This window comes from uncultured Draconibacterium sp., from assembly GCF_913060805.1.
GTDB lineage: Bacteria > Bacteroidota > Bacteroidia > Bacteroidales > Prolixibacteraceae > Draconibacterium.
In genome coordinates, this window is the sequence record NZ_CAJXTC010000020.1 from 1 (window position 1) to 18,789 (window position 18,789).

General features: G+C 41.0%; 21 protein-coding genes. 5 read left to right on the forward strand and 16 right to left on the reverse strand.

The window, feature by feature from the left end:
* Positions 1 to 196: 196 nt before the first annotated feature.
* The 4 genes from QZ576_RS13165 to galE all read right to left on the reverse strand — a co-directional run bounded on the left by QZ576_RS13165 (position 197) and on the right by galE (position 3,662).
* Entirely contained in the window at positions 197 to 883 is a 687-nt protein-coding gene (locus QZ576_RS13165) for an OmpA family protein (protein WP_297097910.1), read from the reverse strand.
* Positions 884 to 893: 10 nt separating this feature from the next.
* Positions 894 to 1,364, reverse strand: a complete 471-nt coding sequence (locus QZ576_RS13170) for a lipocalin family protein (protein ID WP_297097911.1) — start codon at positions 1,362 to 1,364, stop codon at positions 894 to 896.
* Between the two features lie 143 nt (positions 1,365 to 1,507).
* Entirely contained in the window at positions 1,508 to 2,560 is a 1,053-nt protein-coding gene (gene rfbB / locus QZ576_RS13175) for a dTDP-glucose 4,6-dehydratase (protein WP_297097912.1), read from the reverse strand.
* Between the two features lie 73 nt (positions 2,561 to 2,633).
* Positions 2,634 to 3,662 carry a UDP-glucose 4-epimerase GalE gene (galE, locus tag QZ576_RS13180; protein WP_297097914.1) on the reverse strand — a complete coding sequence of 343 codons (1,029 nt, stop codon included), beginning with the start codon at positions 3,660 to 3,662 and terminating at the stop codon, positions 2,634 to 2,636.
* Positions 3,663 to 3,814: 152 nt separating this feature from the next.
* Here galE and QZ576_RS13185 point away from each other — a divergent pair, with 152 nt between their 5' ends.
* The 3 genes from QZ576_RS13185 (at position 3,815) to QZ576_RS13195 (ending at position 5,813) form a co-directional block, all read left to right on the forward strand.
* Positions 3,815 to 4,939: an SPOR domain-containing protein gene (locus QZ576_RS13185; RefSeq protein ID WP_297097917.1), complete on the forward strand. Its 1,125-nt coding sequence runs from the start codon at positions 3,815 to 3,817 to the stop codon at positions 4,937 to 4,939.
* Between the two features lie 148 nt (positions 4,940 to 5,087).
* Positions 5,088 to 5,459, forward strand: a complete 372-nt coding sequence (locus QZ576_RS13190) for a DoxX family protein (RefSeq protein WP_297097919.1) — start codon at positions 5,088 to 5,090, stop codon at positions 5,457 to 5,459.
* A gap of 144 nt (positions 5,460 to 5,603) precedes the next feature.
* A complete protein-coding gene (locus QZ576_RS13195; RefSeq protein ID WP_297097920.1) occupies positions 5,604 to 5,813 on the forward strand; it encodes a dodecin family protein in 210 nt (69 codons plus the stop codon).
* 109 nt (positions 5,814 to 5,922) lie between these two features.
* Here the strand turns inward: QZ576_RS13195 and QZ576_RS13200 are convergent, their stop codons facing one another.
* The 7 genes from QZ576_RS13200 to QZ576_RS13230 all read right to left on the reverse strand — a co-directional run bounded on the left by QZ576_RS13200 (position 5,923) and on the right by QZ576_RS13230 (position 11,635).
* Positions 5,923 to 7,425 carry a nucleoside hydrolase gene (locus QZ576_RS13200; protein ID WP_297097922.1) on the reverse strand — a complete coding sequence of 501 codons (1,503 nt, stop codon included), beginning with the start codon at positions 7,423 to 7,425 and terminating at the stop codon, positions 5,923 to 5,925.
* 115 nt (positions 7,426 to 7,540) lie between these two features.
* The gene (locus QZ576_RS13205; RefSeq protein ID WP_297097924.1) at positions 7,541 to 7,747 is read right to left on the reverse strand and encodes an RNA-binding S4 domain-containing protein; all 207 of its coding nucleotides are present in this window, start codon (positions 7,745 to 7,747) and stop codon (positions 7,541 to 7,543) included.
* Positions 7,747 to 8,826 (reverse strand): C1 family peptidase, encoded by a 1,080-nt coding sequence (locus QZ576_RS13210; protein ID WP_297097925.1) that lies wholly within the window; start codon positions 8,824 to 8,826, stop codon positions 7,747 to 7,749. The genes QZ576_RS13205 and QZ576_RS13210 overlap by 1 nt, the downstream gene beginning before the upstream one ends.
* Positions 8,827 to 8,831: 5 nt before the next feature.
* Entirely contained in the window at positions 8,832 to 9,182 is a 351-nt protein-coding gene (locus QZ576_RS13215) for an MmcQ/YjbR family DNA-binding protein (RefSeq protein WP_297097927.1), read from the reverse strand.
* Between the two features lie 192 nt (positions 9,183 to 9,374).
* On the reverse strand, positions 9,375 to 9,737 hold the full coding sequence (locus tag QZ576_RS13220; protein WP_297097930.1) for a YraN family protein: 363 nt from the start codon (positions 9,735 to 9,737) through the stop codon (positions 9,375 to 9,377).
* 227 nt (positions 9,738 to 9,964) lie between these two features.
* On the reverse strand, positions 9,965 to 10,876 hold the full coding sequence (locus tag QZ576_RS13225) for an LD-carboxypeptidase (RefSeq protein WP_297097932.1): 912 nt from the start codon (positions 10,874 to 10,876) through the stop codon (positions 9,965 to 9,967).
* A 105-nt stretch (positions 10,877 to 10,981) separates the two neighbouring features.
* Positions 10,982 to 11,635 (reverse strand): HAD hydrolase-like protein, encoded by a 654-nt coding sequence (locus tag QZ576_RS13230; RefSeq protein WP_297097934.1) that lies wholly within the window; start codon positions 11,633 to 11,635, stop codon positions 10,982 to 10,984.
* A gap of 104 nt (positions 11,636 to 11,739) precedes the next feature.
* On the opposite strand from QZ576_RS13230, the gene metG reads away from it, so the two are divergent.
* Positions 11,740 to 13,773, forward strand: coding sequence for a methionine--tRNA ligase (gene metG / locus QZ576_RS13235; protein WP_297097936.1), 2,034 nt, complete (start codon positions 11,740 to 11,742; stop codon positions 13,771 to 13,773).
* A 212-nt stretch (positions 13,774 to 13,985) separates the two neighbouring features.
* On the opposite strand, the gene QZ576_RS13240 is transcribed toward metG, so the two are convergent.
* The 5 genes from QZ576_RS13240 to QZ576_RS13260 form a co-directional block, all read right to left on the reverse strand.
* The gene (locus QZ576_RS13240) at positions 13,986 to 14,180 is read right to left on the reverse strand and encodes a helix-turn-helix transcriptional regulator (RefSeq protein ID WP_163344789.1); all 195 of its coding nucleotides are present in this window, start codon (positions 14,178 to 14,180) and stop codon (positions 13,986 to 13,988) included.
* The gene (locus tag QZ576_RS13245) at positions 14,164 to 14,595 is read right to left on the reverse strand and encodes a hypothetical protein (protein ID WP_297097939.1); all 432 of its coding nucleotides are present in this window, start codon (positions 14,593 to 14,595) and stop codon (positions 14,164 to 14,166) included. The genes QZ576_RS13240 and QZ576_RS13245 overlap by 17 nt, the downstream gene beginning before the upstream one ends.
* Before the next feature lie 105 nt (positions 14,596 to 14,700).
* On the reverse strand, positions 14,701 to 15,201 hold the full coding sequence (locus tag QZ576_RS13250; protein ID WP_297097941.1) for a hypothetical protein: 501 nt from the start codon (positions 15,199 to 15,201) through the stop codon (positions 14,701 to 14,703).
* Between the two features lie 196 nt (positions 15,202 to 15,397).
* The gene (locus QZ576_RS13255; RefSeq protein WP_297097943.1) at positions 15,398 to 15,901 is read right to left on the reverse strand and encodes a fasciclin domain-containing protein; all 504 of its coding nucleotides are present in this window, start codon (positions 15,899 to 15,901) and stop codon (positions 15,398 to 15,400) included.
* A 90-nt stretch (positions 15,902 to 15,991) separates the two neighbouring features.
* Positions 15,992 to 17,776: a fasciclin domain-containing protein gene (locus QZ576_RS13260; RefSeq protein ID WP_297097945.1), complete on the reverse strand. Its 1,785-nt coding sequence runs from the start codon at positions 17,774 to 17,776 to the stop codon at positions 15,992 to 15,994.
* 447 nt (positions 17,777 to 18,223) lie between these two features.
* On the opposite strand from QZ576_RS13260, the gene QZ576_RS13265 reads away from it, so the two are divergent.
* Complete coding sequence (locus tag QZ576_RS13265; protein ID WP_297097947.1) at positions 18,224 to 18,676, forward strand: hypothetical protein; 453 nt, start codon at positions 18,224 to 18,226, stop codon at positions 18,674 to 18,676.
* The last annotated feature ends 113 nt before the right edge of the window (positions 18,677 to 18,789 follow it).

An 18,789-nucleotide genomic window follows, 5' to 3' on the forward strand; every position in this document is an offset into this window, starting at 1 on the left:
CTAATCTCATTTTTACTGGCATAATTCTATTTTTTAATTTTGAAAAATGTGGCGCAAAGATAGTATAAATTTCTGTTTCTGAAACTTTTACTCCTTTATTTATAAAAAAGGATGCCATCTCTTATAAAAGATGGCATCCTCATCACAATGAAAACGAAAAAAATACATTCATTTTCTCCGAATTTCTTATGCGAAATTAATTCTCGCCAGCCTCTGCTTTTGCAGCATTTACCATGTCTTCGTTAGCCGTGATGGTAAACTCTACGCGACGGTTTTGAGCTTTTCCTTCTTTGGTATCGTTTGTTGCCCGCGGCTGCGATTCACCCATTCCTACCGAATTTAAGCGCGATGCCATAATTCCGTTTGTTTTCAGGAAACTAACAACCGATGCTGCACGTCTTTCCGACAAGGATTGATTGTACGCTTCTGCACCATCGCTGTCGGTATGCCCGATTACCAAAATATCAGTATCCGGATATTTATTGAAAATCTCCACCAGTTTGCCAATATTTGCCTTTGAATCAGCGGTAAGATCTGAACTATCAAATCCAAAACGCACATCGGCATTTTCGTCCAGAATTAACTGAATTCCTTCTTCGCTACGAACAACTTCGGCACCGGGCATTGTTGTTTCAATTTCTTCAGCCTGCTTATCCATTTGTTTGCCAATGACAGCACCGGCACCACCACCAACGGCAGCACCAACCAAAGCACCTGCCGCACGGTTATCTTTTCCGCCAATTAACGCGCCTAATGCAGCTCCTGCCGCTACACCAATTCCTGCGCCTTTTTGCGAAGAGTTTGCATTTTGCAACGAGCTGCAACTATTTAAAAATATTCCTGCCACAAAAAGGACAAGAACCACTAATGTTGTATTCTTCATAACTATGATCTTAATTTTTTACGAATTGATAATAAATTGAAATGATGCTGCCCTCGAATGACGCATCCTGGGCCAAAACAAATTCGGTTTCCGATTCCGAAATTAACTTCAGCTTATAACCGGCAGTTACATCTTTTGGCTTCACTCCATCGGGAATAAACTTCCACAGGAAATAAATGTCCTGTCCATCTTCTTCCATAAACCATTTAATCGAATGAGTGGAGTTTATGCAGGCCACATCCATAAAAGAGTAGGTTCCTGAATTGTTATTGCTAACGAAGGTCCATTCGCTGCCCTCGAAACAATCGGGCGATGCCTGGTTAAACAGCTCTTTAATCTCCACTTTGTTTCCCTGATCGGTTGTGATCGACGACAATGTCCAGTTGCCTTTTAAACCTTTCTGCGAATTCCTCACTTGTTTTGTAGTGCTGCACGCCGCAAATAAAGCTACAAGCGCCAGCAAAAGAAATTTGTGTTTCATATTTGTGCTTTTAATTTTTGTATGTTTTGAGAACGGAATTTTGTGTTCGTACAAGTTACAACAATCCATTTTGCATTCAAAAACTAAAACAGAAAAGGAGACACAATGTTGTATCTCCTTTTCAAAAAATATTTTGGTAAAATTTATCTTTTCACATACTGCTGCTCGTAGTATTTCTGATAATCTCCCGATGTTAAATTTTCCAGCCACTCGGTATTTTCGAGGTACCAGTCGATGGTCTTTTCAATACCTTCTTCAAACTGCAGCGACGGTTCCCAGCCCAGTTCGTTTTTAATTTTTGTGGCATCGATAGCGTAACGTAAGTCATGGCCGGCGCGGTCTTTCACATAAGTGATCAGTTTTTCCGATTCACCTTCCGGGCGTCCAAGCTTTTCATCCATTTTGCGGCACATCACACGAATCAGGTCGATGTTCGTCCACTCATTAAAACCTCCAATATTATAGGTTTCGCCAATTTCTCCTTTATGGAAAATTACATCGATGGCACGGGCGTGATCAACCACCCACAACCAGTCGCGAACGTTTTCGCCTTTACCGTAAACCGGCAGCGGCTTGTTGTTTTTTATGTTGTGGATGAACAGTGGAATCAATTTCTCGGGAAACTGGAACGAACCATAATTATTCGAACAGTTTGAAATAACGGTTGGCACACCAAATGTATCGTTGTAAGCACGTACAAAATGATCGGAACTGGCTTTTGACGCCGAATACGGACTATGCGGATCGTAAGCAGTTTCTTCGGCAAACATTCCTTCGTCGCCCAGCGAACCATAAACCTCATCGGTTGAAATGTGATAGAAACGTTTGTCCTCAAAATTGTCCTTCCAGATGTGTTTTGCAGCGTTCAGCAAATTAACGGTACCAATTACGTTGGTAAAAACAAACTCTGTTGGGTTCGAAATCGAACGATCGACATGCGACTCGGCAGCCAAATGGATCACACCATCAAACTGACGCTCTTCAAACAGTTTTTGGATAAAATCGCTGTCAACAATATCGCCTTTTACAAATTCGTAATTGGGTTTGTCTTCAATATCTTTTAAATTATTGAGATTACCTGCGTAAGTTAGTTTATCGAGATTTACAATTTTGTAATCGGGGTAGTTATTTACAAATAAACGAACCACGTGAGATCCGATAAAACCGGCACCTCCGGTAATTAGTATTGTCTTCATAATGTGTCTGTTTTATGGCAAAAATACAGGAATTGATCAAAATAAAACTGACAAAGGTTTTATTTCGAAAATATTATTGAATTCCGCGAACTTTTTTCTCCCAGTTCCAGGCCGAAAGTAAGGTTTCTTCCGTTCCTTTTTCAGCTTTCCAACCCAGTTCTTCGTTGGCAAAAGTAGTATCGGCCCAAATTTTTTCAATATCTCCTGCACGACGACCAACAATTTTATAGTTCAGTTTTACGCCTGTTGCTTTCTCGAAACCGTTTACGATCTCCAGCACAGACAAACCATTTCCGGTTCCCAGGTTAAAAATTTCGTAGTTCTTTTTGTTTTTGCCTTCCAGCAGTCGCTCAATGGCAACTACGTGTGCTTTGGCCAAATCAACCACGTTAATGTAATCGCGAACGGCTGAACCATCCACAGTATCGTAATCGTCGCCAAAAACTTTCAACTCGTCGCGTAAACCGGCGGCGGTTTGTGTAATAAAAGGCACCAGGTTTTGTGGAACGCCCAATGGAAGTTCTCCAATTAACGCAGTTGGATGTGCTCCAATCGGGTTAAAATAGCGAAGTGCAATTCCTTTCAATTGTGGGAAAGCAGCAATGCTGTCGCTTAAAATATCTTCGTTAACACGTTTGGTATTTCCGTATGGCGACTCGGCGTCTTTACGTGGTGTTTCTTCGGTTACCGGCAAAACATCAGGCTGCCCGTAAACGGTACACGACGACGAGAAAACAATATTTGCCACATTATATTTCAACTGGCAATCCAGCAAGTTCATCAACGATACCAGGTTGTTGCGGTAGTACAACAATGGTTTTTCAACTGATTCGCCAACTGCTTTCGAAGCTGCAAAATGAATAATTGCCTCAATATCCGAATTCCTGCTAAAAAACTCATCGGTTTTTGCAGCATCCGCCAAATCAAACTGCTCGAATGCCGGTTTTTTACCTGAAATTTTTTCGATGTTATCAAGTACGTCAATACTTGAGTTTGAAAGGTCGTCGACAATTACAACATCGTAACCCGAATTCTGTAATTCAACAACGGTGTGCGAACCAATGTATCCGGTTCCGCCTGTAACTAAAATCTTTTTTGCCATTACTTTTATTGATTTGAGCCGTAAAAGTAGAAAAAAACGATGCAGAAATCCACAGTTTACCCACTTGTGTGGCAGGCTTTTGTAAAAACTTAATTTTTGGGCAGTTGCAGTTTACTTTATGTTTTGTAATTTTACCACCTAAATTCATTCAAGTGAGCTTCGGAAAAGAAATATACACACTTCTGTTACAACACGATATTGTAATCATTCCCGGGTTGGGTGCTTTTGTTTCGGAATACCGGCCGGCGGTGATTAGCGATGAGAGCGATGAAATAAAACCTCCGTCGAAAACAATTTCGTTTAACGGGCAACTAAAAAACAACGACGGATTATTGGTTGGCCATATTGCCGAAAAACTCCACATATCGCATTTTAACGCCTTGGTTCGAATTGAAAAAGAACGCGACGAAATGCTTTTTAAACTCGACAAAGGCGATGAAGTTTTTGTTGAAGGCGTGGGTACACTTTCGCACAACGAACAGGGTGAAATCGTTTTTGAAGCATCGGAAGAAGAGAATATGTTACTTGATTCGTTTGGCCTTGGCGCCATGTCGATCAGCGAACCGGAGCCTCCCAAACCGCCTGTTGAGGAAACACCTCCCGCAGCGAAAGAGGAGCAACAACCTGAAGTTGAGCCGGAGCCCGAAGTAACAGAACCGGAGCCTGAACCAGAACCACAGGAAGAAGAAACCGTTACCGAAGAGCCGGTGGTTGAAAAACCGGAACCAAAAGAAGAAAAACAAGAAGTTCGTTCGAAAGAAAAAGAGGAGAAAAAGCGGAAACCGTGGATGTTCCTGCTCATTATCATTCCATTGCTCGCTGTTTCTGTATTTATTTTTCTGAAAGGATTTAACAATAACGAAGGAGACGATAACGAAAAAATGCCACCGGTAAATATTACCGAAGAAGTTGCGACAGAACAGGAACCGGTTGTTATTGACTCGGCCGCAACCGACTCAGTATCAATTGCCCAAGAAGACACAACTTTGGCTGCCGATACCACACAAAACATACCAGAGCCTGTTAAAGAAATGCCTTTGGAACAGGACTCGATTAAGTACTATCTGGTAGGCGGAAGTTTTTCGGTAAAAGAAAATGCTGATAATTATTTGCTCGAATTGCAGAAAAAAGGGTACGAAGCTTTTCATGTTGGCAAAAAAGGTCGTTTCTTTATCGTAGGTATAGCTGGCTATAAAACCTTTAGCGAAGCCGATGCTGCTAAAGTGAAATATATGGAAGACAATCCGGGGTCGGAAGTTTGGGTTTACAAAAAATAAACTTACAGTTATCTCAAATAATTGTAAAAAGCTGGAAAAAGAGAGAGGATTGTTAGGTTAAAGCAACAATTTAATTAATATTGGGTTACTATTTAACAGTAAGCCCGTAAAATAATAAACAACTCAACGCTAATTAAAAACTGTTATTATGAATATAGCGCTCTGGATTATTCAAATTGTTATTGCTGCTCTCTTTCTTACAACAGGTTCGCTGAAACTTGTTTTGCCCAAAGACAACTTAAGAAAAGTATTCGAATGGATCGAAGATTTCACTGAACAACGACTACGATTAATCGGTGCGTTTGAAGTGTTGGGCGGACTGGGACTTTTCCTGCCGGGCGTTTATTCTGTATTCGAGATTTTAATTCCGATATCGGCTATCGGACTCACAATTATTATGGTTCTTGCCACTTTTGTTCATTCAAAAAGAAAAGAAACAAAAGACCTGGTATTTAATATAATTGTCCTGATTATGCTCTTGCTTGTTGTTGCCGGACGATTGTTCCTGGTTAAGCTGTAGCACACTTCCCCGATTATTACTTCCTCGTTTTTATTGATTATAGTGTACAGCTAAAATTAAAGCTGTGTGTATAACTATTTATGGTTACGCTGCGTAAAAGATGAAACCGTTTAAAATTTAGTAATAACCAAAAAACTGAAAGTTATGCCTAACAGCGTTTACAAAATTGTTGAGCTGGTTGGAAGCAGCCCGGTATCGTGGGAACAAGCCTCTCAAAATGCCATAAAAATGGCCTCAAAATCATTACGCGATTTACGAATTGCAGAAGTGTGCCAAATGGACATTCATATTTCCGAAGGCGAAATTGAATGTTACCGTGTAAAACTAAAAGTATCGTTTAAATACGAAGATTAATCGATTACGAATTACATGCCCCAAACTTTTCGATTGCAGAATTGATCGTAATTTCTGAAATATCTTTCAGGGAACAAGTTGTTTTGGCTGCTGCCAGCCGCTAATTACATTATAACTTTTCGATGGTAAAGATCTGATTTCGGTCGAATTCGCTCCAGTAACGGATGGCTAGTTTTTCAATATACAACCAGTATTGTTCGGTTAGCAGACCATGGGTTTGAACACCGTATTTTATCTCCTCCTGCATTTGTGCCGCAATTTCAGGCTTCACCGAGATCTTTATTTTTTGATTGTTGAAAGTAGCTGTAATTGTTGGAACCTCCAGAATTGTATCGGATACGGTAATTAATCCTTGCCCGATTGTGGCACCGCTACTAATCTGAATACCATCGTTAAAACAACTGAGCGGTGGTTTCTTCCCGGCAAAAGTGCTAATCGTAAGATTATTCACCCCAACGTTAAAATACTCCATGGCACGAATCCCCATTTTTGCGCCAATAATAGAATAAATGCCGGTGTGCCCGTGAATTTCGTTGGTCATACTAATGGCTTTCCATTCTATCAATCCGTAATTTTCGATGGTAGATTCCAACATTTTTGCATAGGCTGGTTTGTACAACTCAGCAGCTACAGGAAAGGAATTAAAAACGCGATTAGTTGTTTGGTTTCCCGACTCCAGAATGGCAGAAATGGCCTTGTTAACTACTTCGTCAGGTAGCTCGTTTTGCACAGTCACATAACTCACTTCGCCTTCTGCCTTTTCTGTTTGAAATAGAATCGGTACTGTTAGATAAAGCGCTACCAGATCGTCCCAAAGCTGCAGGTGTTCTGCTTTCTTTCGCGAAACAATCTCCGGGTGTTGGTGCACCCAGGCAATCTGCTTTGCATACTTTGAGTTGGTATTTTTAACCGTTTCCTGGTAGGCCTCATCTACATTGTAATGATCCGAGTTATTCCCCACCACTTCCAGCGGAATATTCTTATGCTTGAAATAAGTGTAACTCTCCGGCGACACCGATTCATTAAAATCGGTATCGATATACGGATTATTATACCACACAATTCGCTCGATTTTATCCACATATTCCGGGTACTTCTCCACTAATTCCGCATAAGTTTTAAGCGATCCCAAAGCCACCAAAGTAATTTTTTCGGGGTAGTCTTCAAATACCGATGATATCAATTCTACTGAGCTGACTTTAGTAGAAACAGGCAGTGTTCGTTTTGCTGATGCCCACTTGATTTTTTGTGTGTAAACAGCCCATGGCGGCAAATCTTTATCCAGTCTTTTATCCAATCCAACCGGAATTCCCTCGTGATGAAAGGCCGAAAGCAGATTATTTACTTTAACAAAAATTGAATCGGGCGCCAGTGTTCCCTGCGAACAGGTGATGGCCAAAACCCGTGTATCGTTCTGCGCCAGAAACATCGAAATCGCCCGCATGTCGTCAATCGCGCCATCGGTATCAATAATTACATGATACTTGGGTTTGCCGGAATGTGCCGACACAACCGCATTAAAAACAAGGCTTACAAACAATAGTGCTAAAATCTTTTTAAACATGGGCAAACGGTTATTTTGATTGGCTAAAGTATTTATTATTTTGAACATTATCTACTTTCAAAAACTCTGTCGAAAAAGATTTCCAATTGATTTAAAAACAATCGCGAATATTTCTATTCCATAAAAAACAAAGCCGGTAATCAATTTTACCGGCTTTATCTATTTATACTATTTTAATGGTTTCTCCCATAATTTCGAGCACATCGCCTTTCACCAGCTTCGCTCTTTTTCTGAACTCGGGTTCACCGTTCCGAACCACTTCACCATCCTCAATGATGATTTTTGCGTGGCCGCCCGTTTGTGCAATTCGCAAGAGCTTTAGAAGCTTTACCAGTTCAATATATTCGGTGCTCAGCTGAAATTCGCGCATTATATTCCGAGTTTTGATTTTACTGCATCAGGAATGGCATCTTTATGCAACATAATTCCGATGGTTTTCAAACGCACATAATCTTCAGTCATGTGCAGGTAACCGCCAAAGTCGTTGCTATCTGCACCCCACGAGTTCTTCGTGTAGAAGCAATCTTTTCCGTCGGCATCTTTCGATAAACCAACCAGGTGCATCAGGTGATCGTCGGTAGTTGTGCGGTCGTAGAACGTTTTCTGACGCTCTTCCTGATCAACTTTTCCCTGCAATTTTTTAGGCACATCGGCTTTCCCCTCTTTGTGTACAAAGGTTTCCTCGCTGGTATCGCCGTCCCAGGCAATACTAAAACCATTGTTCAGCGCATAATGCATTACTTCCAACAACTCATCGATTGGCAGGTTGTAATACGATGCATGCGCCCAGTTATCAGGCACTTCAACAACACATTGTCCGTAAAACGGGTGATGACTGAACGAGGTCAATTCCACATAATCATCAGGATTTATTTCAAATTTATCACGAAGTTCTGCCGCCGAATATTTTCCGTCTTCCAGTTCAGCTTCCGCCGGTAACTTGCCCAGCTCGTTCTTCAATGCAGACTTAAATCCTTTTAAATCAGAAACATCAATTTTGCCTCTTTTCTCGCTGTCAATTTTATCTGTTTCATCGCGCAGCTCTTTTATCAACGCCGAGTGGTTGTATTTTCCCTCCTTCTGAATTCCGGGAAATTCATCGTACAACATCACGCCCTGATCAGCCACAACTTTTAATACATCGTGCGACAGACTTCCTTCTCCGAAATTGTTTTTACCATGATAAAGCAAGTACTGAAACGCCTTGTTTTTATAGTTGTAATACACAAAAAACATTTCCGAAAGATTGGTTTCAGGAAATCCTTTGCGCATAATTTCCGATTCTAAAAAACTGGTGGTAGCAAAACTCCAGCAAGTTCCGGTGCGTCCCTGGCTAATAACCGGCGTGTGTTTCACTTCCTTAACAATGGTAAAATCCTCTTTATCTCCCTTGGCAGAAACCGCCGAAACTGACAGCAGCAATGCCGCAAACAACGTTAATAACTTCATAGTGCTTATAAATTTTTCAATTCTTCTTTTAACTTTTTTGTGAGGCTCGCAACGATTAAATCGTACGATTCATCGATCATTTCTGCCATCAGTTTTGCCGGAACTGTTCCATTCAATTCGATGGTATTCCACATTTGTTTGTGTAAATGATAGCCCTCGTAAATGGACGGAAACTGCGCCCGTAGCTCAATATTTTTATCCGGATCGTTTTTTAAACTCACACGGTGATTATCGAGACCCAGCAAACAAAACATTTTATTCATCACCTTAAAAACCAAAGTGGTTTCATCAAAAGGAAAACTTTCGGTAACTCCTTTTTTCTGCAGGCAATACTCGCGAATCTCTTCAATGTTCATGATGTCCAATTTGGAAAGTCTAAAAATAGTAGATTCGGGAAGAAATAAAAATGATGTGGTGGTTTAATGCTGAAAAAAGATTGATGCAGATTGAATGAGATTGTGAAACTGTTAAAATTACCAACCGAGACTGCAAACTGCGACTGGTCACTGAACTTTTGACTTTCTACTTTTGCCTTTTGCCTTGACGCTTTACATCGTTGGATAGAATGCATCCTTAAAATGCTCCAGCTCGTGACCTTGCTGAAAGAAAATAACTGTGATTACATCAAAGCGCGTGTCCAGTTCGCTATTGTGTTCAATGATGTAGGCATCGGCAGCTTCTACAATTCGTTTGATCTTTGAGTTGGTCACCGCTTCCGACGGATGCTCATAACGTAATCCCGACCGCGCTTTCACCTCCACAATCACCAGCTCGTCGCCATCCTGCGCAACAATATCCAGCTCCAAATGGCCATGGTACCAGTTGGTGGCTTTAATCTCATACCCCAGCTTTCGGAGATAATCCTGTGCCAGGCCCTCAGCCAAATCACCCAATTCGCGTGTTGATACCATTTTGTTAGAGTTTAAAGTTCAGTGTTCAAGGTAAAAGTAAAAAGGCAAAAGTACAAAGGAAAAGTTGAGCGTAGCGAAATCCCGGCCGTAGTGTCGGGAGCAAAAGTAAGAATGTAAAAACCAGAACTTGTTTCATTTCTCGCCAAGACGCGAAAACGCAAAGCAATTTTACAATTTATCAGTTTAACAATACTTGGGTTCTCTCACGGTCGCGTATTCAATCTGCATCAATCTTCTTTCAATCTCAAGCTCGTTCCGCTTTCAGCAACTTCCAACTCCCATTCGCGGCCAAAAGCCAGTGCCAGGTTCTTTTTATCGTGTCCTCCCGGAAATCCGTAACAAACAGGGTAATTAAAATCTTTTACTGCCTCCGCAAATATCTCATGAACCGTTTGCCCAAAAGGTGATTCATTGTCTTTCATGTCGGTAAAATCGCCAAGAATCAATCCGGCCAGCTTATCAAATTTCCCACTCATTTTTAGTTGATGCACCATCCGATCGGTGTGATACAAAAACTCATCAATGTCTTCCAGAAATAGTATTTTTCCATCAGTATCAATGTCATATTTTGTGCCGTGCAAACTGTTTACTATCGACAAATTTCCACCAACCAAATAACCGGAAGCTACACCTGGTCGATCAAATTCATTGGCATCTACCTCGTAACTGATCCCCTCTCCTTTTACCAGTTTCATCATCGAAGTTAAATCCTCGCACGGTTGGCCGGACTCATCAAAAAAGTAGCGTGGCATCACACCGTGAATAGTCGGAACTTCAAGATTATGCAATCGCGAATGCAAAATAGTAATGTCGCTAAAACCCACCAGCCACTTTGGGTTTTCCAAAAATTTCGAGAAATCAAGTCGCTCGATAATTCGCACTGTTCCATAACCGCCTCGCGAGCAGATTATGGCGTCGCAATCGGGATCGTCAAGCGCTTCCTGCACATCGGCAGCGCGTTGCTCGTCGGCACCTGCAAACTGGAAATGTTGTGCAAAAACATGTTCGCCAAGTAGTACGGTGTATCCTTGTTCTTCCAGCCATTTAACGGCGGGCATCACATGTTTTTCTTCTATTTTCCCGGCCGGAGAAACAATTCGTATTGTTGAGCCGGGTTGTATGGGTTGTAGTGTAATCATAAAATATGTCAGAAGTTTGAAGATCGAAGTCGGAAGTAATTTACGTCAACTCTCCGCTTCAATTAATTTCTATTTGTAAAAATACAAAGTAATTGGCAAACGACATTAAAGAGTTAATAGCTCAAACAACTCTTCCACATCCTCGGCAAAATAATCAGGATTGGCAGCACGCAGATCTTCTTCTTTTCCAAAACCGTAGCCCACTGCAATGGTAGAAATTTCGTTTTCGTTACCGCCTTCAATATCGTAAACCGTATCGCCAACCATCACAATTTCTTCCGAAGGAACCAATTGTTGCATCGTAAGCACATCTGCAATAATCTGGTTTTTAGTGGCTTTTTTCGCATGATAATCCGCGCCTTTTAACTGAATAATGTAGCGGTCCATTTCAAAATGCTCGATAATTTTATTGGCGTACTTTTCCAGTTTTGCGGTGGCCACATACATTCTTTTTCCCTGAGCATCCAACTCGGCCAGCAATTCCATAATTCCATCGTACGGATCGTTTTGGTGCCAGCCGTGCTCACCATAATATTCGCGAAAATAATCCACCGCCAGTTTTGTGTCGCGCTCGTTCATTCCAAACTGCGTGCTAAATCCCCACTGCAGCGGAGGCCCGATAAAAGTGTCCAGAATATTTTCGTGATAACCGTCAACCTGCATTTGCTCCAACGCATATTTCAGCGAGTTTTTAATGCCCTGCGTATTGTCGGTGAGCGTGCCGTCGAGGTCGAATATAATGTGTGAAAATTGTGCCATTCAACTAAAATTTTTGCGAAGGTAATAGTTTTAAAATAGCTCTCTGATTTTTGTTATCTTTGCAGCCCTAAAATTGATTTTCAAGAACGACAAAATATTTCGAAATGAGTAAGTTCAAACGTACGCTGATAACAACAGCACTGCCTTATGCCAACGGTCCGATTCACATCGGTCACCTTGCCGGAGTTTATGTTCCTGCCGATATTTATGCACGTTACCTTCGCCTGAAAAACGAGGATGTAATTATGATCGGTGGTTCTGACGAACACGGTGTTCCAATTACGCTGAAGGCTAAAAACGAAGGCATTACACCGCAGGATGTGGTTGACCGCTATCACGGAATTATTAAGGAATCGTTCGAGAAATTTGGTATCTCGTTTGACGTTTACTCACGTACCAGCTCGCCTGTTCATCACGAAACGGCTGCCGAGTTTTTTAAGAAATTGTACGACGAAGGTAAGTTTGTTGAAAAAACATCGGAGCAATATTACGACGAAGCCAACAACCAGTTTTTGGCCGACCGTTATATAATTGGAACCTGCCCGAAATGTAGTTTTGAAAAAGCTTACGGCGACCAGTGCGAAAGCTGTGGAACTTCCTTAAGCCCGACCGAACTTATCAATCCAACTTCGACAATTAGCGGAAACCAGCCAGTTTTGAAAGAAACCACACACTGGTACCTGCCACTCGATCAATACGAGCCATGGTTGAAAGAATGGATTTTGGAAGGCCACAAAGAGTGGAAAACCAACGTGTATGGCCAGTGCAAATCGTGGATCGATAGTGGTTTAATGCCACGCGCCGTAACCCGCGACCTCGACTGGGGCGTGCCGGTTCCGGTAGAAGGTGTTGAAGGCAAAGTGCTTTACGTTTGGTTCGATGCGCCTATCGGTTATATTTCGGCAACAAAAGAATTGACCGAAGACTGGGAAACTTACTGGAAAGATCCGGAAACACGGATGTTGCATTTCATCGGAAAAGACAATATTGTTTTCCACTGTATCATTTTCCCAAGTATGTTGAAGGCTGAAGGAACTTTCAATCTACCTGAAAACGTACCGGCTAACGAATTCCTGAATTTAGAAAACGATAAAATTTCAACTTCACGAAACTGGGCCGTTTGGCTACACGAATATTTGGATGATTTCCCGGGTAAAGAAGATGTGCTGAAATATGTATTGACTGCCAACGCGCCGGAAACAAAAGACAACGATTTTACCTGGAAAGATTTCCAGAACCGCAATAATAATGAGTTGGTAGCAGTGCTCGGAAACTTTGTAAACCGTGCATTGGTACTTACACAGAAATACTACGATGGCGAAGTTCCTGCCCGTGGCGAACTAACCGACCACGACAAGGAAACACTGGCTGAAATTGCAAAAATTAAAGGAGAAGTTGAAAAAAGTATCGACAGTTTCCGTATTCGCGAGTCACTGAAAAATGCCATGGACCTGGCACGTTTGGGTAACAAATATCTGGCCGACGAAGAGCCCTGGAAAGTAGTAAAAACAGATGCAGAGCGTGTAAAAACGATCATGAATATCTGTTTGCAAATTACCGCCAACCTTACCATTTGCCTGGAGCCGTTTTTGCCATTCAGCATGGATAAACTGCGCGGCTTCCTGAACCTGGAGAAAATGGATTGGGAAAAACTGGGTGAAACTGATTTGTTGCCTGTTGGACACAAAGTAAACAAGCCTGAATTGCTTTTCGAAAAAATTGAAGACAAAGTAATAGAAGCGCAACTGCAAAAACTGGCCGACACCAAAAAAGCCAACGAAATTGCGGAAGCTACTGCAGCGCCAGCAAAAGAAAATATTGAATTCGACGACTTTGTAAAAATGGATGTTCGTGCCGGAACCGTGATCGAATGTGAAAAAGTAGCCAAAACCAAAAAGCTGCTAAAATTGAAAATCGACACCGGAATCGACCAGCGAACTGTTGTTTCGGGAATTGCCGAGTATTATCAGCCGGAAGAACTGATTGGAAAACAGGTTTCAATTTTGGTAAACCTGGCACCAAAAAAATTGCGTGGTATTGAGTCGCAGGGAATGATTCTTTGTGCTGAAAATGCAGATGGAACTTTGTCAATCGTTTCGCCGGATAAGACGGTTAAAAACGGATCGGAGATACGATAGTAGCTGTCATTTCGACGACATAGGAGGAGAAATCTGCTTTTGTACAGATAGATTTCTCTCCGTCAGTTGACGGATCGAAATGATATGAACATTGATTAAGACTACAAGTGCCAACATAGCGTTGGCGCTTTTCCGTAAGGTTTCTTGCCGCACAAGCGGGTAGAAAACTTACTCAACATATATAACCGTTCTTGTACGCAGGAACGGTTTTTTTAATCTTCCAGCTCGAACAACTCTTCTACCGAAAGCTTAAAATACTTTGCCAAAAGCATGGCCGTTTGCACCGACGGAACAAACTTATTCTTCTCGATAGCATGAATCGTTTGTCGCGATACGCCTATCGCATCGGCTAATTCCTGCTGGGTTTTATCGAGCATTACCCGGTGAAATTTAAGTTTGTTCTTCATAATTTCCTCCCAAAATAGCTTTCCTCTTTATCAATCGGATAAACAAATAACCAAGCATCTCTAGAAAAAGAAAAATTCCTGGTTTTATCTCAAAATTCGGATTAACCATATTTACAAAAATCAGAATAAGAATTGTTATAACCAGAACAATAAATGCTGATTCGTAACGAATTTTTTGAGCCAACTCATCTTCTGTTTTATTCTTAGCCAAAATGTAGGCAAGTAGCCCTAACAAAAGTACATAATCCGAAATTTGTGTGAAGAATTCAGGAAATACAGGTGTAAAATCGTTATTATACTCTCGTCCTGAGATGCCATCCAAAAAACCGTGGATAAAGCCGTCAAGTCCCAGGATTATCGATACAAGCAATAAGCCAATTCCAATCTTTTTAAAGTAGTGTGGTAGTAATTTCATTGTGCAATAAGTTAGGATTACATGACAAATGTAAAGAATAATTTACAAAAGACAAACAAAATAGAAATTAAGGGAGTTTAAAATTAAAAATCAGTTGTTTTGAAATCAGACAATCACAAAGAACAACACCACCAAAATCAGCAGCACAAAAAGAATGAACTGGTTGCGGACAAACAATCCCAGGAGAATAAGAATCTCCACCTCTTCGTTCATGGGTGTTGCCAGTTCTATTGTTCCTTTGTCTTTTGAAAAGAATTCGTGCGAGGCAAACGTTACGATCTCAGCGCCGTTGTATTTCCAGCTCCAGCGCGATTGCCAAAAGTTTTTTATTTCCAGCTCAAAACGTTTGCCATTTATCAACACATCGCTGCGCGGATTAAACACATTTACCATTACCATGGCCAGCAACGATTTACTGTTGCCGTCGTATATTTCGAGTTTCGAAAGGAAAAACTCACGATTAAGCGTAAAATAGCGGCCATTAATTATAGCCTGCGCTTTTGAACCCACCATGCTTTCCCAATCAATATTACCAACCTTCTCATCGCCCTGCATGATCTCCAGCTTCGACCCAAATATTTGCTTACTCCATCTTAGCTCTTCCATTCAAAATATCCTCCTTTTCAAGAAACGCAATTTATAAAAATTAGCAGGAATAATTAAAAGGATTTGGGCAGCTTCATTTCATTTTTACAATCTTTAACGAAAAAACCGGCTCCTTTCGAAGCCGGTTCAAAGTCATGGAAATCTTTACTTAAGTGTCATAGCGTATTTTTGCACTCAAAATCTGTTCGCCTGATTTCTATTCAGGAATAAGCACTTTATCAATTACATGTATTACTCCGTTTTTCCCTTTAATGTCGGCTGCAATTACATTGCTATCGTTAATTTTTACTCCGTCTGACAAGTCGATTTGAATCTTCTCTCCATTCAGTGTTTTTACCGAAGTGTTCGACAGATCGCTCGACATAACATTTCCCGAAACTACGTGGTAAGTTAAAATCGGCGTAAGCTGTTCGGCTGTCAGATCCTCAACACCTTTCACTCCCAAAGTGGCAAACAATGATTTGAACGCGTCGTTTGTTGGTGCAAAAACGGTAAACGGACCGTCAGCACTTAAAGCACCTGCCAAATCGGCTTTTGTTACGGCTTCAACCAGGATTGAAAAATCAGGATTTGAAACCGCAATCTCTACTACTGTCGACGATGAAGTGTCGTCGCTTCCTTTTGCTGTTGAATTTAAAGTCAGACCAAAAGTCATTACTGCCACAAGGGCGATCGAAAAAATTTGTTTTACTGTTTTCATGGTTCTAGTATTTATATGTTTACTAATTCTTTTTTGAGAAGTCAGGATTTCACTCGAAGTGAAGTCCTGACTAAAATATATTGCATCAAATTATGGGATCAATACTTTATCGATTACATGCACCACACCGTTTGCTCCCTGAACATCGGCGGCTACTACATTACTTTCGTTTATCATCACTCCCGATGAAAGATCGACAGTAATGTTATTTCCTTCGTTTAAGGTTGGTACTTCGCCATCCATTAAACTGGTCGACAATACATTTCCTGAAACCACGTGGTACAATAGAATTGGAGTCAACTGCTCAGCAGTTAGGTCATCAATTCCTGAAACTCCCAGGTCAGCAAACAATGCATCGAAAGCAGCATTTGTTGGAGCAAACACGGTAAACGGTCCTTCAGCGCTCAACGCATCAACCAAACCGGCTTTTACAACTGCACTTACCAGCGTGCTGAAATTTTCGTTTGCAATGGCAATATCAACTACCGACGGCGGAAGAATAACTTTATCTACCACATGAATCACTCCATTATCGGCTTCAATATCGGCAGCAGTTACCATTGTGCTTCCGTTGATCGTTACACCCTCGCCAACTTCAATGTACATCGACAGGTTGTTGTCGCTGAATGTTGACAAAGTAGGGAAATAACCACTTGCTAAATCGGTTGACATGGCTTTGCTACCAATCACATGGTACAATAAGATATCGGTTAAAGTTTCTACCGGAATATCGTCGAGCGAAGTAGCTCCCAAGTCTGCTAGAAGCGCCGTAAAAGCATCGTTGGTTGGTGCAAAAACAGTCAACTCTGCCTCACTATCCGCAACAGCGCCAACCAAGTCAGCTTTCATAAGCGCTTCAACCAGAATCGAAAACTCCGAATTTGCCACAGCAATATCAGCTATGGTATTCGACATTTGCGTTTCAGGAACCAAAACAGCATCAATTACATGAATTACACCATTTGTTCCCTGTATATCGGTAGCAACCACTTTAATTGTTCCGTTAAGCGTCACATCTCCGTCAATGGCAACTTCAAATTCATCTCCCGAAATTGCAGCAACAGATCCGGTCGAAAGTTCGGTTGACAATACATTGTCGCCAACTACATGATAAGTTAATATTGATGTCAGATCTTCTACCGAAACATCATCCAAACCAGAAATCTCGAGTGCTGCAAAAAGTGCTGCAAAAGCATCGTTTGTTGGTGCAAACACGGTAAAAGGCCCGTCGGCACTTAATGCTCCTGCCAAATCGGCTTTCACAACGGCGCTTACCAACGATGAGAAATTATCTGAATAGGTAGCCAGATCAACTACGGTTGGTGGCAATAGCACTTTGTCGATTACATGGATTACCCCGTTCGAGGCCATTACATCGGCTGCGGTTACATTGGCATCGTTAATCATTACTCCGCCATCAACATTTACCAATAATGAAAGTGGAGTTTCGTCCGGTGAGTCGGTATTTAAAGTTGCCACTGCTCCCGACATAAGGTTGTTCGAATATGCCAAATCGCCAACAACATGATACTTTAAAACTGCTGCTAATGTAGCTGCATCCAAATCATCAAGACTACTTGCACCCAGGTCGGTCAATAAAGCTGCAAAAGCATCATCGGTTGGTGCAAAAACGGTAATGTTTTGCTCGGTACTTAAAAAATCAGCCAGACCGGCTTTTTGCGCTGCCTGAATTAACACGTTAAACGAACCTGCCTCGGCAGCCACGTCTACAATAGTTTGTTCCATCTCAGGATCCGGCATCGGATCATCATCGTCGTCATCGCACGAAGTAAAACCTATAGCCAAAACCAATAATAAAACCGGTAGTAAACTAAACCGGATTTTTGTCTTCTTAAAAAATTCAATCGTTTTCATAATTCTAGTTTAAAATGGATTAAAAAATGTTTCTGTTTTTGTTCTCTGAAATTGTTTTCTTGTTTTCATTTTGTTTAACTACCAATAAGACAATCTTAAACACTTTTTTGTTTATCTTTTTTTCTTACTCATTAAACACTTTGGTTTTTAATACGCGCATAACCCCTCATTTTCTGACACTTAAATAGTTTTGTTAATTTTTGTTAATTTTCAAATTCACGAAAATATAAAGGGAGAAAGCTCAATTAATATTCTGGGGTAAATGCTATTTTACTTGTTCGAAAATGAACAAGATTAAGAATGAAAACCTATCTTTTTGATAGACACTACAAACTCAATTACGATAAAGTTTTTCTGGCTTTTTTAGTTACAAATCATACCTTTACGGAACATAATAATAAACCTCTGGTACATCCCAGACATATCATTCAACTTAAAATATTTACTATGAAATCCGTTAAAACCTTTATCACATTAGCCTTTATTCTTTTTTCGTTGTCATGTTTTAGCCAGCTAAAAGTTACCAGCTACTCAATTTACGCCCTTGGAGTTTCCGCGCCTTTTAACGATCTGTTTGCCGGAGAAATAAAAGTATTTACCAATCAAGGTCAGCTTGAGAACACCAGCATCGAACTCAGCGGAAGCTATAAATTTGTGCCACAACCCTACCATCAGTTTTCTGTTGGCTTAGGATTTGGACTAATTCCCGAATCAGGAGAAGATGCCTTTATTTCCGCCCCTCTTTCCTTGGAAATTTTCCCGATACAATCGTTTAAACAACTTTCGCTTGTAATTGAACTTGCGCCGGAATACTATTTCGAATACGAAAATCTTAATCTGCGACATTTGTGGGGAATCAGGTATTCCTTTGAAAAAAGTGCCAAAAATCAGGCTTTTTGAACAATTTAAGCCCGGCAAAAACAAGACCTTTTTATCCCAATTTCTCCCAGTCTTACCTCAACATTAATTTGAGCCCATGATTAATATGATTTTTGTTAACATTAGTCAAAAAG

Coding starts and splice junctions, on each gene's coding strand:
- QZ576_RS13165 (WP_297097910.1), bottom strand. CDS start 883: ATGAAGAATACAACATTAGTGGTTCTTGTCCTTTTTGTGGCAGGAATA.
- QZ576_RS13170 (WP_297097911.1), bottom strand. CDS start 1,364: ATGAAACACAAATTTCTTTTGCTGGCGCTTGTAGCTTTATTTGCGGCG.
- rfbB (WP_297097912.1), bottom strand. CDS start 2,560: ATGAAGACAATACTAATTACCGGAGGTGCCGGTTTTATCGGATCTCAC.
- galE (WP_297097914.1), bottom strand. CDS start 3,662: ATGGCAAAAAAGATTTTAGTTACAGGCGGAACCGGATACATTGGTTCG.
- QZ576_RS13190 (WP_297097919.1), top strand. CDS start 5,088: ATGAATATAGCGCTCTGGATTATTCAAATTGTTATTGCTGCTCTCTTT.
- QZ576_RS13195 (WP_297097920.1), top strand. CDS start 5,604: ATGCCTAACAGCGTTTACAAAATTGTTGAGCTGGTTGGAAGCAGCCCG.
- QZ576_RS13200 (WP_297097922.1), bottom strand. CDS start 7,425: ATGTTCAAAATAATAAATACTTTAGCCAATCAAAATAACCGTTTGCCC.
- QZ576_RS13205 (WP_297097924.1), bottom strand. CDS start 7,747: ATGCGCGAATTTCAGCTGAGCACCGAATATATTGAACTGGTAAAGCTT.
- QZ576_RS13210 (WP_297097925.1), bottom strand. CDS start 8,826: ATGAAGTTATTAACGTTGTTTGCGGCATTGCTGCTGTCAGTTTCGGCG.
- QZ576_RS13215 (WP_297097927.1), bottom strand. CDS start 9,182: ATGAACATTGAAGAGATTCGCGAGTATTGCCTGCAGAAAAAAGGAGTT.
- QZ576_RS13220 (WP_297097930.1), bottom strand. CDS start 9,737: ATGGTATCAACACGCGAATTGGGTGATTTGGCTGAGGGCCTGGCACAG.
- QZ576_RS13225 (WP_297097932.1), bottom strand. CDS start 10,876: ATGATTACACTACAACCCATACAACCCGGCTCAACAATACGAATTGTT.
- QZ576_RS13230 (WP_297097934.1), bottom strand. CDS start 11,635: ATGGCACAATTTTCACACATTATATTCGACCTCGACGGCACGCTCACC.
- metG (WP_297097936.1), top strand. CDS start 11,740: ATGAGTAAGTTCAAACGTACGCTGATAACAACAGCACTGCCTTATGCC.
- QZ576_RS13240 (WP_163344789.1), bottom strand. CDS start 14,180: ATGAAGAACAAACTTAAATTTCACCGGGTAATGCTCGATAAAACCCAG.
- QZ576_RS13245 (WP_297097939.1), bottom strand. CDS start 14,595: ATGAAATTACTACCACACTACTTTAAAAAGATTGGAATTGGCTTATTG.
- QZ576_RS13250 (WP_297097941.1), bottom strand. CDS start 15,201: ATGGAAGAGCTAAGATGGAGTAAGCAAATATTTGGGTCGAAGCTGGAG.
- QZ576_RS13255 (WP_297097943.1), bottom strand. CDS start 15,901: ATGAAAACAGTAAAACAAATTTTTTCGATCGCCCTTGTGGCAGTAATG.
- QZ576_RS13260 (WP_297097945.1), bottom strand. CDS start 17,776: ATGAAAACGATTGAATTTTTTAAGAAGACAAAAATCCGGTTTAGTTTA.
- QZ576_RS13265 (WP_297097947.1), top strand. CDS start 18,224: ATGAAATCCGTTAAAACCTTTATCACATTAGCCTTTATTCTTTTTTCG.